Source organism: Variovorax sp. 160MFSha2.1 (assembly GCF_048305075.1).
GTDB lineage: Bacteria > Pseudomonadota > Gammaproteobacteria > Burkholderiales > Burkholderiaceae_C > Variovorax > Variovorax guangxiensis.
This window is the reverse complement of the sequence record NZ_CP157624.1, coordinates 5,960,829-5,978,142: the sequence shown is the minus strand read 5'-3', so window position 1 is coordinate 5,978,142 and position 17,314 is coordinate 5,960,829. Positions and strand designations below refer to the sequence as shown.

General features: G+C 70.0%; 18 protein-coding genes. 4 read left to right on the top strand and 14 right to left on the bottom strand.

Annotated elements, in window-relative coordinates:
- Nucleotides 1-14 precede the first annotated feature (14 nt).
- Both ABL838_RS27545 and ABL838_RS27540 read right to left on the bottom strand, forming a co-directional pair.
- Entirely contained in the window at nt 15-635 is a 621-nt protein-coding gene (locus tag ABL838_RS27545; protein WP_369660734.1) for an OmpA family protein, read from the bottom strand.
- Between the two features lie 11 nt (nt 636-646).
- The gene (locus ABL838_RS27540; RefSeq protein ID WP_418122835.1) at nt 647-1,225 is read right to left on the bottom strand and encodes a FecR family protein; all 579 of its coding nucleotides are present in this window, start codon (nt 1,223-1,225) and stop codon (nt 647-649) included.
- Between the two features lie 153 nt (nt 1,226-1,378).
- Here ABL838_RS27540 and ABL838_RS27535 point away from each other — a divergent pair, with 153 nt between their 5' ends.
- Complete coding sequence (locus ABL838_RS27535; RefSeq protein ID WP_369660735.1) at nt 1,379-2,296, top strand: cation diffusion facilitator family transporter; 918 nt, start codon at nt 1,379-1,381, stop codon at nt 2,294-2,296.
- Complete coding sequence (gene dtd / locus ABL838_RS27530) at nt 2,293-2,736, top strand: D-aminoacyl-tRNA deacylase (protein WP_418122833.1); 444 nt, start codon at nt 2,293-2,295, stop codon at nt 2,734-2,736. The genes ABL838_RS27535 and dtd overlap by 4 nt, the downstream gene beginning before the upstream one ends.
- A 16-nt stretch (nt 2,737-2,752) precedes the next feature.
- On the opposite strand, the gene ybeY is transcribed toward dtd, so the two are convergent.
- Both ybeY and ABL838_RS27520 read right to left on the bottom strand, forming a co-directional pair.
- Nucleotides 2,753-3,220 (bottom strand): rRNA maturation RNase YbeY, encoded by a 468-nt coding sequence (gene ybeY / locus ABL838_RS27525; protein ID WP_418118006.1) that lies wholly within the window; start codon nt 3,218-3,220, stop codon nt 2,753-2,755.
- 1 nt (nt 3,221) lies between these two features.
- The gene (locus tag ABL838_RS27520; RefSeq protein WP_418122831.1) at nt 3,222-4,178 is read right to left on the bottom strand and encodes a PhoH family protein; all 957 of its coding nucleotides are present in this window, start codon (nt 4,176-4,178) and stop codon (nt 3,222-3,224) included.
- Between the two features lie 20 nt (nt 4,179-4,198).
- Here ABL838_RS27520 and ruvA point away from each other — a divergent pair, with 20 nt between their 5' ends.
- Nucleotides 4,199-4,771: a Holliday junction branch migration protein RuvA gene (gene ruvA, locus ABL838_RS27515; RefSeq protein ID WP_126023684.1), complete on the top strand. Its 573-nt coding sequence runs from the start codon at nt 4,199-4,201 to the stop codon at nt 4,769-4,771.
- A gap of 19 nt (nt 4,772-4,790) precedes the next feature.
- Here ruvA and ABL838_RS27510 read toward each other — a convergent pair whose 3' ends face one another.
- The 7 genes from ABL838_RS27510 to ABL838_RS27480 are packed head-to-tail and all read right to left on the bottom strand — an operon-like array spanning nt 4,791 to nt 14,072.
- Entirely contained in the window at nt 4,791-5,792 is a 1,002-nt protein-coding gene (locus ABL838_RS27510) for a Bug family tripartite tricarboxylate transporter substrate binding protein (RefSeq protein ID WP_418122829.1), read from the bottom strand.
- A 45-nt stretch (nt 5,793-5,837) separates the two neighbouring features.
- The gene (locus ABL838_RS27505) at nt 5,838-7,109 is read right to left on the bottom strand and encodes an alkyl sulfatase dimerization domain-containing protein (protein ID WP_418122827.1); all 1,272 of its coding nucleotides are present in this window, start codon (nt 7,107-7,109) and stop codon (nt 5,838-5,840) included.
- A complete protein-coding gene (locus ABL838_RS27500) occupies nt 7,106-8,449 on the bottom strand; it encodes a DUF1254 domain-containing protein (protein WP_418122825.1) in 1,344 nt (447 codons plus the stop codon). The genes ABL838_RS27505 and ABL838_RS27500 overlap by 4 nt, the downstream gene beginning before the upstream one ends.
- A gap of 3 nt (nt 8,450-8,452) precedes the next feature.
- The gene (locus ABL838_RS27495) at nt 8,453-9,835 is read right to left on the bottom strand and encodes a DUF1254 domain-containing protein (protein WP_418122824.1); all 1,383 of its coding nucleotides are present in this window, start codon (nt 9,833-9,835) and stop codon (nt 8,453-8,455) included.
- Between the two features lie 34 nt (nt 9,836-9,869).
- Nucleotides 9,870-10,850 (bottom strand): Bug family tripartite tricarboxylate transporter substrate binding protein, encoded by a 981-nt coding sequence (locus ABL838_RS27490; protein WP_418122822.1) that lies wholly within the window; start codon nt 10,848-10,850, stop codon nt 9,870-9,872.
- Between the two features lie 22 nt (nt 10,851-10,872).
- Nucleotides 10,873-12,984, bottom strand: a complete 2,112-nt coding sequence (locus tag ABL838_RS27485; protein ID WP_418122820.1) for an acetate--CoA ligase family protein — start codon at nt 12,982-12,984, stop codon at nt 10,873-10,875.
- 23 nt (nt 12,985-13,007) lie between these two features.
- The gene (locus ABL838_RS27480; protein ID WP_126023679.1) at nt 13,008-14,072 is read right to left on the bottom strand and encodes a porin; all 1,065 of its coding nucleotides are present in this window, start codon (nt 14,070-14,072) and stop codon (nt 13,008-13,010) included.
- Between the two features lie 274 nt (nt 14,073-14,346).
- On the opposite strand from ABL838_RS27480, the gene ABL838_RS27475 reads away from it, so the two are divergent.
- Entirely contained in the window at nt 14,347-14,973 is a 627-nt protein-coding gene (locus ABL838_RS27475) for a Crp/Fnr family transcriptional regulator (RefSeq protein WP_418122818.1), read from the top strand.
- 18 nt (nt 14,974-14,991) lie between these two features.
- Here ABL838_RS27475 and ABL838_RS27470 read toward each other — a convergent pair whose 3' ends face one another.
- Genes ABL838_RS27470 through ABL838_RS27460 form a run of 3 tightly spaced genes read right to left on the bottom strand, consistent with a single transcriptional unit; the run spans nt 14,992 to nt 17,263 of the window.
- Nucleotides 14,992-15,594 carry a YdeI/OmpD-associated family protein gene (locus ABL838_RS27470; protein WP_418122816.1) on the bottom strand — a complete coding sequence of 201 codons (603 nt, stop codon included), beginning with the start codon at nt 15,592-15,594 and terminating at the stop codon, nt 14,992-14,994.
- Entirely contained in the window at nt 15,591-16,547 is a 957-nt protein-coding gene (locus ABL838_RS27465; RefSeq protein WP_418122814.1) for a phosphatidate cytidylyltransferase, read from the bottom strand. The genes ABL838_RS27470 and ABL838_RS27465 overlap by 4 nt, the downstream gene beginning before the upstream one ends.
- Nucleotides 16,544-17,263, bottom strand: coding sequence for a lysophospholipid acyltransferase family protein (locus tag ABL838_RS27460; RefSeq protein ID WP_418117994.1), 720 nt, complete (start codon nt 17,261-17,263; stop codon nt 16,544-16,546). The genes ABL838_RS27465 and ABL838_RS27460 overlap by 4 nt, the downstream gene beginning before the upstream one ends.
- Between the last annotated feature and the right edge of the window lie 51 nt (nt 17,264-17,314).

The following is a 17,314-nucleotide window of genomic DNA, read 5'->3' as shown; positions in this document are numbered from 1 at the left end:
CCCTCTATATCTAATTAGCGGACCTCGATGGTGACGCGCCGGTTGCGCGGCTCGTCCACGTCGTCGGCGGTCTGGATGGCGAGGTCTCGTTCGCCGCGGCCCACGGCCTCGATGCGGTTGGCCGGGAACTGGCGCTCCACGAAGAGCTGGGCCACTTCCTGCGCCCGGCGGCGCGACAGCTCGTCGTTCTGGTCGCCGTTGCCCTTGGTGTCGGTGTGGCCGGTGACCACGATGTCGCCGCCGCTGCGCGCCAGCGCCGCCGCCAGCGCCTCGCTCATGATCTGCTGCGACGCCGCCGTCAGCGTGGTGCCGCCGAGTTCGAAGTACACCGTGTAGCGCTGCGGCGGGGGCGGGCGCATGTCGAACAGCGGCTTGTTCTCCGCCTGCACCTTGGCCGGATCGACGTTGTCGACCACCGGTGCGCCCTTGGCGCCGACCGCGGCCGTGGCGCGCTGGTAGGGCGTGGAGAGCACCTCTTCGCCGTCCTTGGCGCGAACCACCACCGCCGAGGGCCTGCCGTCGGCCTGCGGCAGCAGCACCACACGCGTGCCGGGCGTGGAGCAGGCGGCCAGAAGCGCTGCGGCCAGCGTGGCCGCGAGGAGGGAGGGGAAACGGGAGGATTGGAGTTTCGGCATCTGCGTCTTCATCATGGCTGGCCGTCGGCTTGCACGATGAAGTCGGTGCCGCGTATGCCGATGGTGGCGGTCTGCGTCTCGACCCGGACCGCGTCGGGGTTGGTCTTGCCGATGAGGCCGGTGATCATGCGCATCGAGCCGCGCAGCAGCGACAGCAGGATGCCGCCCTCGCGCGTGGTGCCGTCGAAATGGAATTCCTTGAGATCGAGCCGCGAGGAGGGGCCGACCACCAGCGTCGTGTCGTCGCGCAGCACCACGGCGGCGGAGGAGTCGGGGCCGGTCACGATGCGGTCCACGGCGCCCAGCGCGTCACCGGGGCTGGCGGTGCGGGCGGCGCCCGCGCCGTTGAGCAGCTGGACGTTGCCGCGCACCGACTTCACGAAGCCGGCCTGGAGATCGGCCTTGGCAGCGGCAGGCACTGGAGCCGGCACGGCTGCTGCGGGAGCAGGCGCTGGAGCGGGAGCAGGTGCCGGAGCGGGAACAGTCGCGGGGGAGGCCGCGGGTGCGGCCGGCGGCGTCTGGGCCTGCGCCAGCATGGCGGCTCCCGCGATGGCGAGGCCGCCGAGGGCGGTCACGAGGTTTTTCATCATCTGGCTCTCTGCGAATAACAGTTGCGCAACGTTTGCCAAACATTATTAATGCGAAGGCGTTACATATGGACACGAGGCCGATAATTCAGGCTGTTTCTGCGGTCTTTTACCGCTTTTAGCGTTGCTTCCTGCTCCATTCCTGATGGCATTTGCATGATGTTTACCCCTAAGACGCTGCTGCGCGCCTCGATTGCCGTGGCTTTGATCACGATCGCGCTCAAGGGATTGGCCGGCTACATGACGAATTCCATGGGCCTGATCTCGGACGCCATGGAGTCCTTCGTGAACCTCGCGAGCGCCGTCTTCGCGCTGGCCATGGTGACCATCGCCGAGCGGCCGGCCGACGACGGCCACCCCTATGGCCACCACAAGGCCGAATATTTCTCCTCGGGCTTCGAAGGCATCCTGATCGTCGGGGCCGCCGTCGCCATCCTCTGGGTCTCGGTGCAGCGCCTGCTGTCGCCCCAGCCGCTGGAGCAGCTGGGCTGGGGCCTGGCGCTGTCGGTGCTCAGCTCGGGCTTCAACGCGGGGCTGGCCTTCCTGCTGTTCCGCGCGGCGCGCGCCCACCGCTCGATCGCCCTGGAGGCCGACGGCCGCCACCTGATGGCCGACGTCTGGACCTCCGCCGCCGTGCTGGTCGGCATCGTCGGCGTGATGCTCACCGGCTGGCTCTGGCTCGACCCTGTGCTGGCCATCGGCGTCGCGCTGAACATCGCCCGCGAGGGCGTCAAGCTGGTGTGGCGCTCCTCGCAGGGCCTGATGGACAAGGCCCTCGACCCCGAGACCCTCGCCACCGTGCGCGCCACCATCGACGCCTTCGCTACCCGCGTGCCCGAAGGCAGGCGGCTGCGCTTCGACGACATGGTCACGCGCAGCGCCGGCCAGCGCCGCTTTGCCGACCTGCACATGCACGTACCCGGCGACTGGACGCTGCAGCACGCCGCCAGCATGCGCGACGAACTCGAGCAGGCGCTCATGGACGCCGTGCCCGGCCTGCGCGTCACCATCCAGCTGTTGCCCCTGACCATGGAAGCCCGCGCCACCCAAGCCGGCGAACATCATCCCCTATGAAAGCCGTTCTCCAGCGCGTGGCGAATGCCCGCGTAGACATTTCCGGCCGCACCGTCGGCGCCATCGATGCGGGCCTGCTGGTGCTGCTGTGCGCCGAGCGGGGCGACGTCGACGCGCTCGCCGACCGCATGCTCGCCAAGATCCTCAAGCTGCGCATCTTTGCCGACGAGGCCGGCAAGATGAACCGCAGCGTGCAGGACATCGGCGGCGGCCTGCTGGTGGTGAGCCAGTTCACGCTGGCGGCCGATGCGAGCGGCGGCAACCGCCCCAGCTTCACCCAGGCCGCGCCGCCCGACGAAGGGCGGAGGCTCTACGAATACTTCGTGGCGCAGGCCCGCGCCGCGCATCCGGTGGTGGCCACCGGCGAATTCGGCGCCGACATGCAGGTGCACCTGCTCAACGACGGGCCGGTCACCATCCCGCTGCAGATGACGGCGTAGCGCCGCGGCCTGCTGCCTACTTGCCGTAGGGGCTGCGGATGCCCAGCCCCGCGAGGATCTCGATCTCGTACGCCTCCATCTCGTCGGCGTCGGCCTCGCTGGTCTCGTGGTCCCAGCCCTGCGCATGCAGCGCGCCGTGCACCAGCAGGTGGGCGTAGTGGTCGGCCAGCGTCTTGCGGTTCTCCTTCGCCTCGCGCGCGACCACCGGCGCGCACAGCACTAGGTCGGCCATCACCAGCGGGCCCTGCGCATAGTCGAATGTGAGCACGTTGGTCGCGTAGTCCTTGCCGCGGAACTCGCGGTTCAGTCGCTGGCCTTCGTCGGCATCGACGATGCGCACCGTGATCTCGCCATCGATGTCGAGTGCATGGCGTATCCAGCGCGTCACGCTGTGGCGCGGCAGCGCGGCGCGATGGCGCTCCACGCCCTTGAAGCGGCCGAACTGCAGCGAAAGCGAAAGCGCCGGGAGCTTCGATGCCGCCATCTCAGTGGCCTCCCGCGCGCTTGCGCTGGCCGTCGTAGGCATCGACGATCTTCGCCACCAGCGGATGGCGCACCACGTCCGCGCTGGTGAAGTGCGTCATGGCGATGCCGTTCACCCGCTTGAGCACGCGCTCGGCGTCGATCAGGCCGCTTAACTGATTCTTCGGCAGGTCGATCTGGCTCACGTCGCCCGTCACCACCGCGCGCGCGCCGAAGCCGATGCGCGTGAGGAACATCTTCATCTGCTCCGGCGTGGTGTTCTGCGCCTCGTCGAGGATCACGAAGGCGTTGTTCAGCGTACGCCCGCGCATGAAGGCCAGCGGCGCGATCTCCAGCGCGTTGCGCTCGAAGGCCTTCTGCACCTTCTCGAAACCCATCAGGTCGTAGAGCGCGTCGTACAGCGGCCGCAGGTAGGGGTCGACCTTCTGCGTCAGGTCGCCAGGCAGGAAGCCCAGCCGCTCGCCCGCTTCCACCGCCGGACGCGTCAGCACGATGCGCTGCACTGCCGCACGCTCCAGCGCGTCGACCGCGCAGGCCACAGCCAGGTAGGTCTTGCCGGTGCCGGCCGGGCCGATGCCGAAGGTGATGTCGTGCTTGGCGATGTTGTCGAGGTAGATGGCCTGCGTGGGTGTGCGCGGGCGCAGGTCGCCGCGACGGGTGACGAGCATCGCCGCGTCCTCGTCGCCTTCGAGCATGCCGCCGTCGCCGGCCAGCGTGAGCTGCACCACCGCAGCGTCGATAGGCCGCTGGGCGATCTCGTAGAGCGCCTGCAGCACGTCCATGGCCCGCTGCGCGGGGGCCTTGGGGCCGTCGACCTTGAACTGCTCGTGGCGGTGCGCGATCTTCACGCCCAGCGCGTCCTCGATGCGGCGCAGGTGCGCGTCCAGAGGGCCGCACAGGTGGCTGAGGCGCGAATTGTTCAGGGGGGTAAAGGTGTGTCGCAGAATCACGCCGGACATTTCAAGGAAAAAGGGCACCCATGATAGGCAAACTGACCGGCATTCTGGCGGAGCGCAATCCGCCGCAGGTGGTGGTGGACTGCAACGGCGTCGGCTACGAAGTCGACGTGCCGATGAGCACGTTCTACAACCTGCCGAACGTCGGCACCAAGGTGTCGCTGCTCACGCACTTCGTCGTGCGCGAGGACGCGCAGATTCTCTACGGCTTCGGCACGGCGGAAGAGCGCGCCGCCTTCCGCCAGCTCATCAAGATCACCGGTGTGGGCCCGCGCACCGCGCTGGGCCTGCTCTCGGGCATGAGCGTGGGCGAGCTCTCGCAGGCGATCACAACGCAGGAGCTGGGCCGGCTGGTGAAGATCCCCGGCATCGGCAAGAAGACGGCAGAGCGGCTGCTGCTGGAGCTCAAGGGCAAGCTCGGCGCCGACATCGGCCTGCCGGCGCACGCCGCCTCCGACGCGCAGGCCGACATCCTGCAGGCGCTGGTCGCGCTGGGCTACAGCGACAAGGAAGCCGCGCTCGCGCTGAAGGCGCTGCCCAAGGATGTGGCGGTGAGCGAGGGCATCAAGCTGGCGCTGAAGTCGCTGGCCAAGTAAGGCGGGCGCGGCCGGGGCTTCACTCCAGCGTCAGCCCGATGTCCTTCACCAGCACGCTCCAGTCGTGCAGGTCCTTCTGCATCGTCGCGGCGAACTGCTCGGGCGTGTTCTGCGGCAGGTCGGTGAAGTTCAGCTCGCGCAGCCGTTGCACCACGGCCGGGTCCTTCAGCACCTGGTTCACCGCCGCGTTGAGCTTCTTCACGATGGCCGGCGGCGTCTTCGCGGGCGCCAGCACGCCGTACCACGAGTAATTGCCGAAGGGGTAGCCGGCCTCGGTCATCGTCGGCACGTCGGGCAGCATCGGGATGCGCGAGGGGCCGCTGTTGGCCAGCGCCTTCAGGCGCCCGGCGCGCACCAGTTCCACCGTGGACGACATGTCGGCGAAGGCCGCATCCACCTGCCCGCCCATCAGGTCCTGCACGCAGGGGCCGCTGCCCTTGTAGGGCACGTGCGTCATCGACAGGCCGGCCTGCTTCTTGAGGCTCTCCATCGCGAGGTGGCCGCCGGAGCCGCTGCCCCACGAGCAATAGTTGAGCTTGCCGGGGCGGGCCTTGGCATAGGCGACGAATTCCTTGAGCGTCTTCACCGGCAGGTCCGGCCGCACAAGCAGCAGGTTGCCGCCGCGCCCGATCTGCGCCACGGGCGCGAAGTCCTTCAGCGGGTCGTAGGGCAGCTTCCTGTAGAGGCTGGGGTTCACCACCATCGCCGCCGCGTAGGTGAACAGCAGCTTGTAGCCGTCGGGCGTGGCGCGCGCCGCGAGTTCGGTGCCGAGGATGCCGTTGGCGCCCGGGCGGTTGTCGATGATGAAGGGCTGCTTCAGCGACTTGGAGAGCGCGTCCGCGATCAGCCGCGAGATGGTGTCGGTGCCGCCCGCTGCCGCCGTCGGCACGATCAGCGTCACCGGCTTGTCGGGATACGCGTCGGCACTGCCCTGCGCATGGCCGGAGGCTGCGGCCCATGCCGCGAGCGCCCCCACGGCCAGGGTGCGCAGATGGCGTCGGAGGAGTGTTGTGCTTCTCATGTCTTGTCTCCTGGTCTCTCTGCTCTCTATCTATCTACCTGTTTGTCAGTGGATGCCGAAGCGCGCCTGCGTTCCCTGCTCGATCATGTCCGCGCCCACGCGATACAGGTTGCGCGAGACGTAACTCGGCACCTGCCGCGCGCGCTCGCGCAGCCATTCGGCCTTCAGCGAGCGCGCCTCCACGATCTCGGGCGCGTCGCCCTCGGCCGTGGCCAGCAGGTCGATCACGTGCAGCGCGAGCTGCCAGCGGCCTTCCTTCGCGAAGCCGCACGCCCGCACGATCACGCCGCGCTTGTCGGTGATGGCCTCCGCCACGGCCCGGCCGATGGCCTCCGGCGCCTCGGGGTGCAGCGAGGTCGGGTTGCGGTCCCACCAGCCGTTCTCCGAGCGGTAGATGTCGCGCACGATGTAGCCGGGGTCGCCATAGGTGGGCTTCATCCACTCGACGCCGAACAGCTCGTCGGGAAAGCGCATGCGCGCCAGCACGCCGCGCTCGTTGTGCCCCTCGTTCATCAGCCGCACGACCTCGGCGCGCAGCCAGCGCAGCGCGCGCGCGGTGTGCGTGAGCACGTGCCGCACCTGCTCCTCGCCTTCGAGCGTGGCGCCGAACTCGCGCACCGCCTTGCGCGCACCGAGCGCGGCGAGCGCTTCGAGCGTGTCGGCCCAGCGCACCGTGTCGCGCATCGTGCGAAACGGCGTGCCGATGTTGGGAATCGAGTCGATCAGCGCCGCGCCGCCGTACAGCACGCGCTGCGACGGGCTCCACAGCGCGATCGCATCGTCGGTCTCCGAAGGTGCCCAGCGCAGCTCGATGCGGCTGTCGCCCTGTCCGATCTGCAGCCGGTCGTCGAAGATCTCCGTGGGCGGGTGCATGGCGAGCCGGTGGTCGAAGAAGCCGGCGGGCCGGTTGAACTGGATCTCCGCCATGCGGTGCTGCAGCGTCTCGGTCTCGCGGTAGCGCGCGTGGCGCTTCGGCACGTTGCGGTGCGCGATGACGCGCGGCGGCGCATCCCCGCGCTGCGCGGCATGCGCGAGCCACATCGGCACGCCGGAGTTGTAGCCCACGTGCCCGTGGCTGAAGCACAGCGCATGCAGCGGCGCGTTGCTGATCTGGCGCACCGCGTCGATCATGCCCTGCGTCACCGCGCCGCCCGGCCCGGCGTCGATCACCACGAGGCCGGCATCGGTCTCGGCCACGAAGGACTGTCCCTGCCCGCGCAGGATGTGCAGCCCCGGCGCAACCGTCTCGGTGCCCGTGCCGACGATGAGGAAGGGCTTTTCCTGTTCAGTGTTGCCCGTACTGTTGTTGGTGCTCATGCGGCCTCCCCGATACGCACCAGCGCCGGCAGCGCATAGCGGCCGTCCAGCATTTCCTCGCGCGGCACATAGGCGCGCAGGCACAGATAGAAATCGCCGGCGGGCGCCGGCAGCCAGTTCGCCCGCGCGGTCTCGCCCTCGGGGCTCGCATGCTGGATGTGCAGCGTGAGCCCGCCGTCCGCATCGCGGCGCAGCGCCGGCGTGCGGTCGCCGATGGCGTAGCGGTCGATGGGGTTGTCCACCAGCATGTAGTCGCGGCTGTCGTACATCGTGAGCGACCAGAAGGCTTCGACCGGCGGCAGCGCGCCTGGCGCGAAGCGCAGTGTGTAGCGGCCGCTGCCCTCGAGCTTGCGCCCCGTGGCGTCGTGCCAGGCCAGCGGATAGGTCGCCTCGCGGCTCTCGAGCATGCCGATGTACTTGAGCGCGACCAGCGCGCGCGCGAGGTGGTCGTCGCCGAAGCTGCCTTCGACCAGCGGCATCTGCACCCAGCCCGAAGGTGCCGTGGTGCCCGACTGCGCATTGCGCAGGCGCGGCAGCACGGCATCGAGCGCGTCCTGCAGCAGGCCGAGCTGCGTTTCGTCGGGCGTGCCGGCATCGGGGCCCAGCCCGAGCCGTGCGAAGCGGGCGAGCACAGCGGCATCGCGCGCGGGCGGCAGGTTCTCGCGCAGCGCCCGATTCACCTGGGTGGCGAAGTGCTCGGCGCCCAGCGGCGCCTTCGGGTCGCAGGCCGGGTCGAAGTGCTTCGGCATCGATGCCGCCTTGCCGGCCCGCCAGTCGCCGAGCGTGCGCACGACGAAGCCGTCCTGGAGCGCATTGACCGCAGGCACGTCGCCCGGCCCGTCGACCAGGATGCGGCCGATGACCCACAGCCAGCGCGTCGGCGCCTCGATGTGCGAGCCGGGTTGCACGAACGTGGCCGGCACTTCCCCGCGCCAGCCTGGCGGCGTGACGAGGAAGGAGCGCGCGGCCGTGCCCGTGAGCCGCTGGCCGATGTGCGCGAAGGGGTTCGTGTAGAAGTCCAGCAGGCCCAGCACGTAGTAGCGCCCGGCCGTGTCGGGCACGTCGATCACCAGCGGGCCGTCGCCCAGGTCCAGCCATGCGTTGGTGTAGAGCGTGTCGTTGTTCGGCGTCACCACGCGGCTCTTGCCCGCTCCCAGCAGCTGGCGCGCGTGGGTGAACACGTTGCACCAGCGATGGGGCTTGGGCGCTTCGCCGACGCTGTCGGTGCGTTGCGGCGAGGTGGCGGCGCGCATGCGGCTCATCTCGTAGAGCGGAAAGGCGTAGACGACGGCCTTCTCGGCCAGCGTGCGCAGTTCGTCGTCGATGGTTGTCGTCTGCATCGCTCAGGCCTCCCGCGCCTGCAGGGCGGGAATGCGCCAGCTCTGCACGCCTTCGCGCGGGTAGTACATGCGCAGGATCAGGTAGAAGCGGCCGGCCGGCGCGGGCAGCCAGTTGGACGTGTCGGCAGGGCGTGCGTGGCTCAGGCTGAGCTCCAGGCTGCCGTCGGCCGCGCGCTTCAGTCCGGGCGTGCGGTCGCCGATCGCATGTCGTTTGATCTCGTTGGGGTAGAGGAAACGGTCGGCGTCGTAGAGCGTCACCGACCAGAAGGCATCCGCGGGCGGCAGGTCGTCGGCCTCGAAGCGCATCGTGTAGCTGCGCTGGCCGTCCAGCGGCTCCTGCTTTTCGTCGTAGTGCGCGGCGGCGTAGACCGCCTCGCTGGTGGCCAGCGCGCCCAGGCCCAGGTAGGCGGTGCGGGCGCGGCCGAGGAACTCGTTGCCGTAGCGGCCGGTGGAAGGCGTCATCGACCAGGGCTTGGGGCGGCGGTTGCGGCCCGCGGCACCTACCAGCTGCACGCCTTCGGCGAAGCCTTCGATCAGCCCTTCGCGCGCGGGCTCGTCCAGCGCGTCCCATGAGAAGGCTGCGTCCGGCCGCAGCCCGGCCTGGCCGAACCAGGCGACCAGCGCGCGGTCTTCCACGCGGCCCGGCGCCTCGGCGAGCTCCAGGCACATGTTGGTGAAGAAGCGCGGCGCCACCTGCGCGGCCGGCTCGCCGTTCTCGAAGGCGGCGGCCATGGCATCCACCGCCGGGCCGGCCCAGTGTTCGACGGCGGCGGGCCGTCCCTGCAGCACTGTGCCGGGGGCGGTCTCCAGCCTGATCTCGGACTGCAGCGCGCGCGCGGCCGGCCAGTCGCTCTCGTCGCCGACGAGGATGCGGCCGATCAGCCAGACGAGGTCGGTCGGGCAGCGCACCACGCGGTGGCCCTCGAGCGATGCCGGCACCGTGCCGCCGGGGCTGACGAGCACCACCGTCTCGCCCTCGGGGTTGCAGTTGCGTGGCCCCAGGTTCTCGAAGTTCTCGGTGTAGGCGTCGTACAGCGGCAGCACGAAGTAGCGGCCCGGGTGGCGCGACGACGCGGGCACGGTCAGCAGCATCGGCCCCTGCGCCAGGTGCACCCAGGCGATGGTGTAGAGCAGGTCGTTGGCTGGCGTCACCACGTCGCGGTCTTCATCGGTGGAAGGGCGCGGCGCATGGTGCAGCGTGTTCACCGGCGCGCGCACGTCCGAACCGTGCGAGGCACCGGTGCGGCGCTCGCCCCGGGGCGCGGTCTGCATCGCGCAGGTGCGGTAGGTCTCGGTGAGCGGATAGCCGTAGACGAAGGCGGCCAGGCCGATGGAGCGGGCCAGCGCCTTGCGCGCGGCAGTGATGGTGGAATCGGGAGCGGTCATCGGGATGTCTCTTTGCTGGAGTTCATGGATCGGTTCAATCGAGCTTCACGCCCGTGGCCTGCGTGAGCCGCAGCGTCACGGGAAGGAATGCCTTGTAGGCAGCGGTGGCGTCGGCCGGCAGGTTGCCCACCGGCTCGGCGCCGAGTTCCTCGATGCGGCGGCTGACCTCGGGCTGGCGGATCACCGCGCTGACTTCGCGCCCCAGCCGCTCGACCACCGCGTCGGGCGTCTTCGCGGGCGCCATCAGCGAGGTCGGGCCGGTGAGCGCATAGACCTCGTCGGCGTAGCCCTGCTCGGCGAAGGTCGGCACGTCGGGCAGCGCCTTGGCGCGGCGCGGGCCGGCCACCGCGAGCGCGCGCAGCTTGCCGGCCGCGATGTACGGCTGCAGCGTGGTGACCGAGCCGACCGTCATGTTGATGACGCCGCTGATCAGGTCCACCGCCATCGGGCTCTCGCCCTTGTAGGGCACGTGCAGCGTCTGCAGGCCGTAGGTCTTGTCCATGTAGACCTGGATCTGGTGCGGCTGCGTGCCGGGGCCCCACGAGCCCATCGTGTACTTGCCGGGGGCGGCTTTCACGGCGGCGATGAGGCTCTTGAAGTCCTTCGCGGGCACGGAAGGGTGCACGGCCAGCACGGTACGCGTGGTGGCGATGTCCGACACCATGCGCAGGTCGGTGCGCGGGTCGTAGGGCAGCTTGCTGTAGAGCACCATGTTCGCCGTGACAGGGCCCGGCACCGTCAGCAGCAGCGTGTAACCGTCGGGCGCGCTCTTGGCGACGTAGTCGGTGCCGATGATCCCGCCCGCGCCGCTGCGGTTCTCGACCACCACCGGCTGGCCCAGCCGCTTCGACAGCCCCTCCGCCACGATGCGCGCGAGGATGTCGGTGGAGCCGCCCGCCTGGTACTGCACGACGATGCGCAGCGGCTTCGACGGAAAGGCCGCTTCCGCATGTACGCCGCCCGCTGCAAGCGCGATGGCCGTGCCGAGCATGGCAAGTTGTCTCTTCGATGTCATGCGATCTGTCTCCCGTGGTTGTTCATCCGGCGCGTCCGACGACCAGCGCGTCGACCGCCACGCAGCCGCCGTCGGCCCGCGGCCGCGCGATCAGCGGGTTGATCTCGGCGCTGTCGAGCGAATCGCCGGCGCGCAGCGCGAAGCCGGCCAGCGCGCACAGCGCATCGGCGATCGAATCGAGGTCGACCGGCGCGCGGCCGCGCGCGCCATCGAGGATCGCGAAGGCGCGCAGCTCGCGCACCATGGTCAGCGCGTCGTCGCGCGTGATCGGCAGCGCGCGCAGCGACACGTCGCGCAGCGTCTCGACGTGGATGCCGCCCAGGCCGAACATCAGCACCGGCCCGAACACCGGGTCGCGGTGCACCCCCGCGATGCATTCGACGCCGCCGGTCAGCATGCGCGCCACCAGCGCGCCGTCGAGCCGCGCATCGGGCCGTGCCGAAAGGGCATGGTCGCGCGTGCGCTCGAAGGCCGCGCGCGCCTGCGCCGCGCCGCGCAGGCCGAGCGCCACGCCGCCGACGTCCGACTTGTGCGGGATGTCCGCGCTGACGATCTTCACCACCACCGCGTCGCCGATGGCTTCGGCGGCGGCCGCCGCCTCGTCGGCGCTGCGCACCACGCGGTGCGGCACCACGGGCACGCCGGCCTCGGCCAGCAGCGCGAGTGCGTCGGGTTCGGACATGGTGCTGGCCGGGAGCTTCAGCGGCTCGCCATCCGGCACCGAGGCCGCTGCGGGCGCCGCGCCGGTCTTCAGCCCCGCGAGCGCGGCGATGGTGCGGATGCCGTCCGAGGGGTCGGCGAACACCAGGCAGCGCATCGCCTCCAGCTCCGCGCGGCGCTCGGGTGCCAGCAGCGTGCTGATGGCCAGCAGCGTGTCGGGATAGGCGGCGCGCAGCGAGCCCACCAGCTCGCGCAGCACCGGCCAGAAGGCGTCCGACGCGCCCGCGGCCGCGAGGAAGCCCATCCACGACGCGAAGCCGCGGTCGTCGAGCATCACGCGCGCGCTGCGCTCCAGCAGGCTCATGTCGTTGGTGACCTGCCCTGTGATGTCGACCGGATTGCGCGGCGCCGCGAAGGGCACCCAGCTGCGCAGCGTGTCCTGTGCCGCATCGCTCAGCGGCTGCACGTCCAGGCCCTGTGCCGAGGCCTCGTCGGCCATCAGCGCGCCCACGCCGCCCGAGAGCGTGAAGAGGCCGATCGAGCGGTCGCGCGGACGGCCGGCCACGGCCGCGCTGTGGGCGAGGTCGAAGAACTCGGTGAGGTTGCGCGCGCGCAGCACGCCGTACTGGCGGAACACCGCGTCGTACACCGCGTCGTCGCCCGCCAGCGCGGCCGTGTGCGAGGCGGCCGCCTGCGCGCCCAGCGCCGTACTGCCGACCTTCACCATCACCACCGGCTTGCCGTTGGCCTGCGCCAGGGCCAGCGCGGCGCGCAGCCGGGGGCCGTCGCGGCAGCCTTCCATGTAGCCCATGATCACGTCGGTGGCCGGGTCCTGCGCGAGCCAGGCGAGGCAGTCGGCGAACTGCACGTCGGCCTCGTTGCCGGTGGTGGCCCACAGCGACAGGCCCACGCCGCGCGCCCGCGCCATCGAGTACGCATACGCGCCGAACGCGCCCGACTGGCTCACCAGCCCGATGCGCCCTGCCGCCACGCGGCCCACGCCGGGCGCCGGCGAGAAGGTCGCGTAGACATTGCGCGCGATGTTCATGAAGCCCAGGCAGTTGGGCCCGATGAGCCGCACCCCGGCCGCGCGCGCCTTGTCGCCCAGCCGCGCCTGCGCGGCCGCGCCCTCGGCGCCGGTCTCGGCGAAGCCCGACGAGAACAGCACCACGCCCTTCACCTTCGCGGCGATTGCGTCGTCGAGCGCGCCGTCGACCAGCGCGGCGGGCACGGCGAGGATGGCCAGGTCCACCGGCTTGCCAATGGACTGCAGGTCGGGCCAGGCCTGCAGTTCCTGGATGCGCCCGGCGTTGGGGTTGACCGGATAGAGCGCGCCGTCGAAGCCGAAGCGGCGCTGGTAGTCGATGGGGATGCCGCCGATCTTCTGCGGGCTGGACGAGGCGCCGACCACCGCGATGGAGCTTGGCGCGAACAGGGCCGAGAGCGATTCGGCCTGGGACGAGAAGAAATCCATGGATAGAGGAAAGAGGAGCGGTTTCAGAAGTTGTGGCGGATGCCGGCGGCGAGCACGCGCACGCCGGCGCCGCTGTCGGGCGCGACGGCGATGGTCGCGAGCGAGGCCGAGGCACCGTGCCGGTTGAGCAGGCGCAGCCAGCGCGCATAGAGCACGGTGCGCTTGCTCAGGTAGTAGTCGTAGCCCAGCGTCCACGCGAGCTGCGAGCGGCCGGTGTCGTCCACCTTGCGCTGCATGGCCTCGAACATCAGGTTCGAGGCGGGCGTCACGTTGTAGGTGACGCCCAGGCTCGCGAGCTTCGCCGTGGGCACGCGCGGCAGGTTCGAGCTGTTGCGCACGTAGTTGGCATAGAACTGCAGCCCGGCGTCCGGCAGCTCGTAGGCGCCGCTCAGTGCTTGGTAGGTGGTGGTGGCCGGTTCGGCCACGGGCGCGGCGGCCGAGCCGGAGCGCGCGCGCTGGAACGCATAGGCGATGTAGTAGGGCTTGCGCGACCAGCCGAGGCTGCCGCCGTAGAAGTTGCCGCTCTGGTGGCTGGGCGCGCTCGATTCCCCGGGTGCGTAGGCGATGTCGGCGAAGAAGTCGCTGCTGGCCGGCGTGCGGTAGCGCACCATGTTGCTCGCGCGGGCCGCGAAGGGCGTGAGGCCCGGCTGCGCGTCGGTGGCGGCCACCAGGTTGATCGGCGAGAACACCGAGTTCACGCCGTACGGGTCGGCCTTGAACAGCGTGTAGAACATCGGCGTGTACATGCGGCCCGCGTCGATCTGCCCCCACGGCCCCGACAGGCCGACGAAGGACTGCCGGCTGAACGACATGGCCGGCCCGGGCAGCGTGCCGTTGCCGGTGTCGGGCGCGAAGCCGCTTTCGAGCGTGAAGTGCGCGCTGAGCCCGCCGCCGAGGTCTTCGGTGCCGCGAAAGCCCAGGCGCGACGCGGTCTGGCCGCCATCTTCGAGCCGCTTCGACGAGGTGATGCCCGACTTGGCGAAGGCCATGTAGAGGTCGACCGTGCCGTAGATGGTCACGCTGCTCTGGGCCAGGGTGAGCGAGGAGTAGGCCGCCAGCGCGAGGCCGGCGGCGGCTGTCTTCTTCATGTGCTGCTTGTCTCCGGTAGGGCTTGCCGCATGCGGATGCATGGCGGTGCCGCTTGTGTGCTTGTGGATGTCCGGTGCTTACGATAGAAATGACGCCCTCCCGAATCTGTCAACGCTTTGACAGATTCATGAACATCACGGCAGGGAGAACCCGCTGACCCGATCGCCCCGCTCCACCCCCAGGAACGCCGAAGAGAGCGCCGCGCTTATCGAGCGCGCACTGCGCTGGAACGAGCTGTTCTCGCGCTGGCCCGACGCGCGCCGCACCGAGCTCATGAAGTCCGCGCGCATGGAGCGCTACAGCCGGCGCACGCAGGTGCTCGCGCACGACCGCCACCGGCGCGAACTGCTGGTGGTGGTGTCCGGCTGCCTCGAGATCAGCAGCATGAGCGCCAACGGCCGCAAGTACGTCAACGCACTGCTGGGCCCGGGGCAGGTGGCGCCGCTGGTGCGGCTGCTGGAAGACGTTCCGCTGGCCTACGACTACCACGCGCACGAGGATTCGGTGATCGTCCACCTGCCCAGCGACGCGGTGATCGCGGTGCTCGACGCCGAGCCGGTGCTGTGGCGCGACGTGGCCAAGCTGGGTCTGCAGCGCCAGCGGCTGAGCATCGTGCTGCTGCAGAACCAGATGCTCAACTCGATCCACGGGCGTGTGGCGGCCACGCTGATGAGCCTGGTCCACTTCTACGGCGGGCAGGGTCCTGGAACCGCGGAGGACGCCGAGGGCCCGCTGGTACGGCTGTCGCAGAACGATCTGGCGGCCATGCTCGGCCTCTCGCGCCAGACCATCAACAAGGAACTGGGGCGCCTGGTTGAAGAGGGCGCCATCGACATGCGCTACAAGCGCATCCGCATCGTCGATGCGGACCGGCTGGCGCGCATCGCCGCCGGCACCTGAGGAGGAGCCGGATGAGGCTCAGGGGTGGATCTTCTCGCCCTTGGCGAGCATCTCCACGAACTGCGCGATGCGCCGCGCGCGGGTCTCGGGCTTCTTCGCGCCCTGGGTGCGGAACAGCACCGCGAAGCGGTTGCGCGAATCGAGCGTGGCGAAGAACTTCGCGGCCTTCTTGTTGGCGTCGAGCGCGGCCTGCAGGTCGGGCGGCACCGTCGCGGCGCTGACGCCCTCGTAAGCCGCCTCCCAGCGGCCGTCGGCCTTGGCGCGTTCGATCTCGCCATGGCCGGCCGGCTGCATGCGGCCTTCCTCGATGAGCTTGAGCACCTTGGCGCGGTTGATCTGCGACCAGATGCTGCGCTTGGTGCGTGGCGTGAAGCGTTGCTGGAAGTACTGCGCGTCGTCGCTCCTGCGCTGGCCGTCGATCCAGCCCCAGCACAGCGCTTCTTCGAGCGCGGCGGCGTAGTCGACGGAGGCGATGCCGCTGTCCTTCTTCGCGATGCGCAGCCATATTCCGGCGGCGCTGGCGTGGTGGCGCCTGAGCCAGCGCGCCCACGCGGCTGCGTTGGCGCACTCCAGGGGCGCCTCGTGCACGACGCGCTCTTCTTGCTCTTGCGCCTTGCTCATGGCACCCACCAGTAGCGCAGCGCGTGGAAGTAGATGGGCGCCGCGAAGATCACCGAGTCGAGCCGGTCGAGCATGCCGCCATGGCCCTCGATCATCGAGCCCCAGTCCTTCACGCCGCGGTCGCGCTTGATGGCCGACATCACGAGGCCGCCGAAGAACCCCATGAGGCAGATGGTGAGCGCCATCAGCGCCGCCTGCCATGGGTTGAAGGGCGTGGCCCAGTACAGCGCCGCGCCCAGCGCGGTGGCGCTGGCCACGCCGCCGACCAGGCCTTCCCATGTCTTGGAGGGCGAGAGCTCGGGCGCCACCTTGCGCTTGCCGAAGAGCTTGCCCCACACGTACTGCAGCACGTCGCTGCCCTGAACCACGATCACGAGGAAGGCGATCAGCAGCAGGTTGCGGCCCTCGAAGCCCGGAATCTGCAGCGTGAGCAGCGCGGGCACGTGGCTGATGCAGAACACGCACACCATTAGCCCCCACTGGATCTTCGAGGTGCGCTCCAGGAAGCGCCGCGTGTCGCCGCCCACCGCCGCCAGAATGGGCAGCAGCAGGAAGGCGTAGACCGGGATGTAGATGGCGTAGAGCCCGTACCAGTCGATCCAGATCAGGAAGTACTGCCCCGGCAGCGCGAGGTAGAAGGCCAGCGCGATCGGCGCATGGTCGCCGCGGCGCGTGTAGGCCAGGCTGATGAACTCGCGCAGCGCGTAGAACGAGATCAGGTAGAACAGGATGATCACGCCGCCCTTGCCGAAGGCGAAGGCGATGCCGATCACCGCCACCATCACCCACCACGCGTTGACGCGCGAGTTGAGGTTGTCGATCACCGAGTGCGGCTGGCCGTGCGCCACCTTCCACTTGAGCAGCGCGCCGATGGCCGAGGCCAGCACCAGCACGCCGGCCACGCCGCCGAAGAGCTTGAGCGTGGTCCACGCGAAGGGAGAGAGCTCGATCATGCGGCGGTCCCCGTGTTGTTGTTTCCGGCTTGTCCGTTCTCCTCGATGCGGTCGTACTCGGGCCGCAGGTCGAGCATGGCGGCGCGAGCGCGGGCAATGAAGCTGGTCTTGTCCTCGCCCTCTGCCAGCGAGATCGGCGCGCCGTAGCGCACCGTGCACGCCAGCGGAATCGGCACCAGCGTGCCCTTGGGCAGCACGCGCTTGAGGTTCTCGATCCACACCGGCACCAGCCGCACGTTGGGGCAGGCGCGCGCCAGGTGGAAGAGGCCGCTCTTCAGGGGCAGCAGGATCTCGTCGCCGGTGTTGCGCGTGCCCTCGGGGAACATGATGAGCGAGTCGCCGGCGTCCAGTGCCTGCTTCATCTGCTCCACCGGGTTCTCGCCCTGGCCCGAGCCGTCGCGGCGGATCATCAGCGCGTTGAACACGTCGATGCCGATGAACTGCCGCAGCTTCGAGGCCATCCAGTAGTCCTGCCCCGCCACGGGCCGCGTCAGCGCGCGCAGGTCGGGCGGCAGGGTGGCCCACAGCAGCACGAAGTCGCCGTGACTGGTGTGGTTGGCGAAGTACAGCGTCTGCTCGGCCTTGGGCGTGGTGCCCGACCAGATGGCGCGCACGCCGGTCAGCAGCCCGGCCGCGCCGATGATGAGCTTGCCCGCCACGATGGCGAGCCCGCGCCGCAGCACGGTGCTTTCGGGCTTGTCTGTGCTATCGCTCAAAGCGTCGCCTCCGGCGTGAATGCCTGGTTCGGTGCGCACCGCGGAACTGGC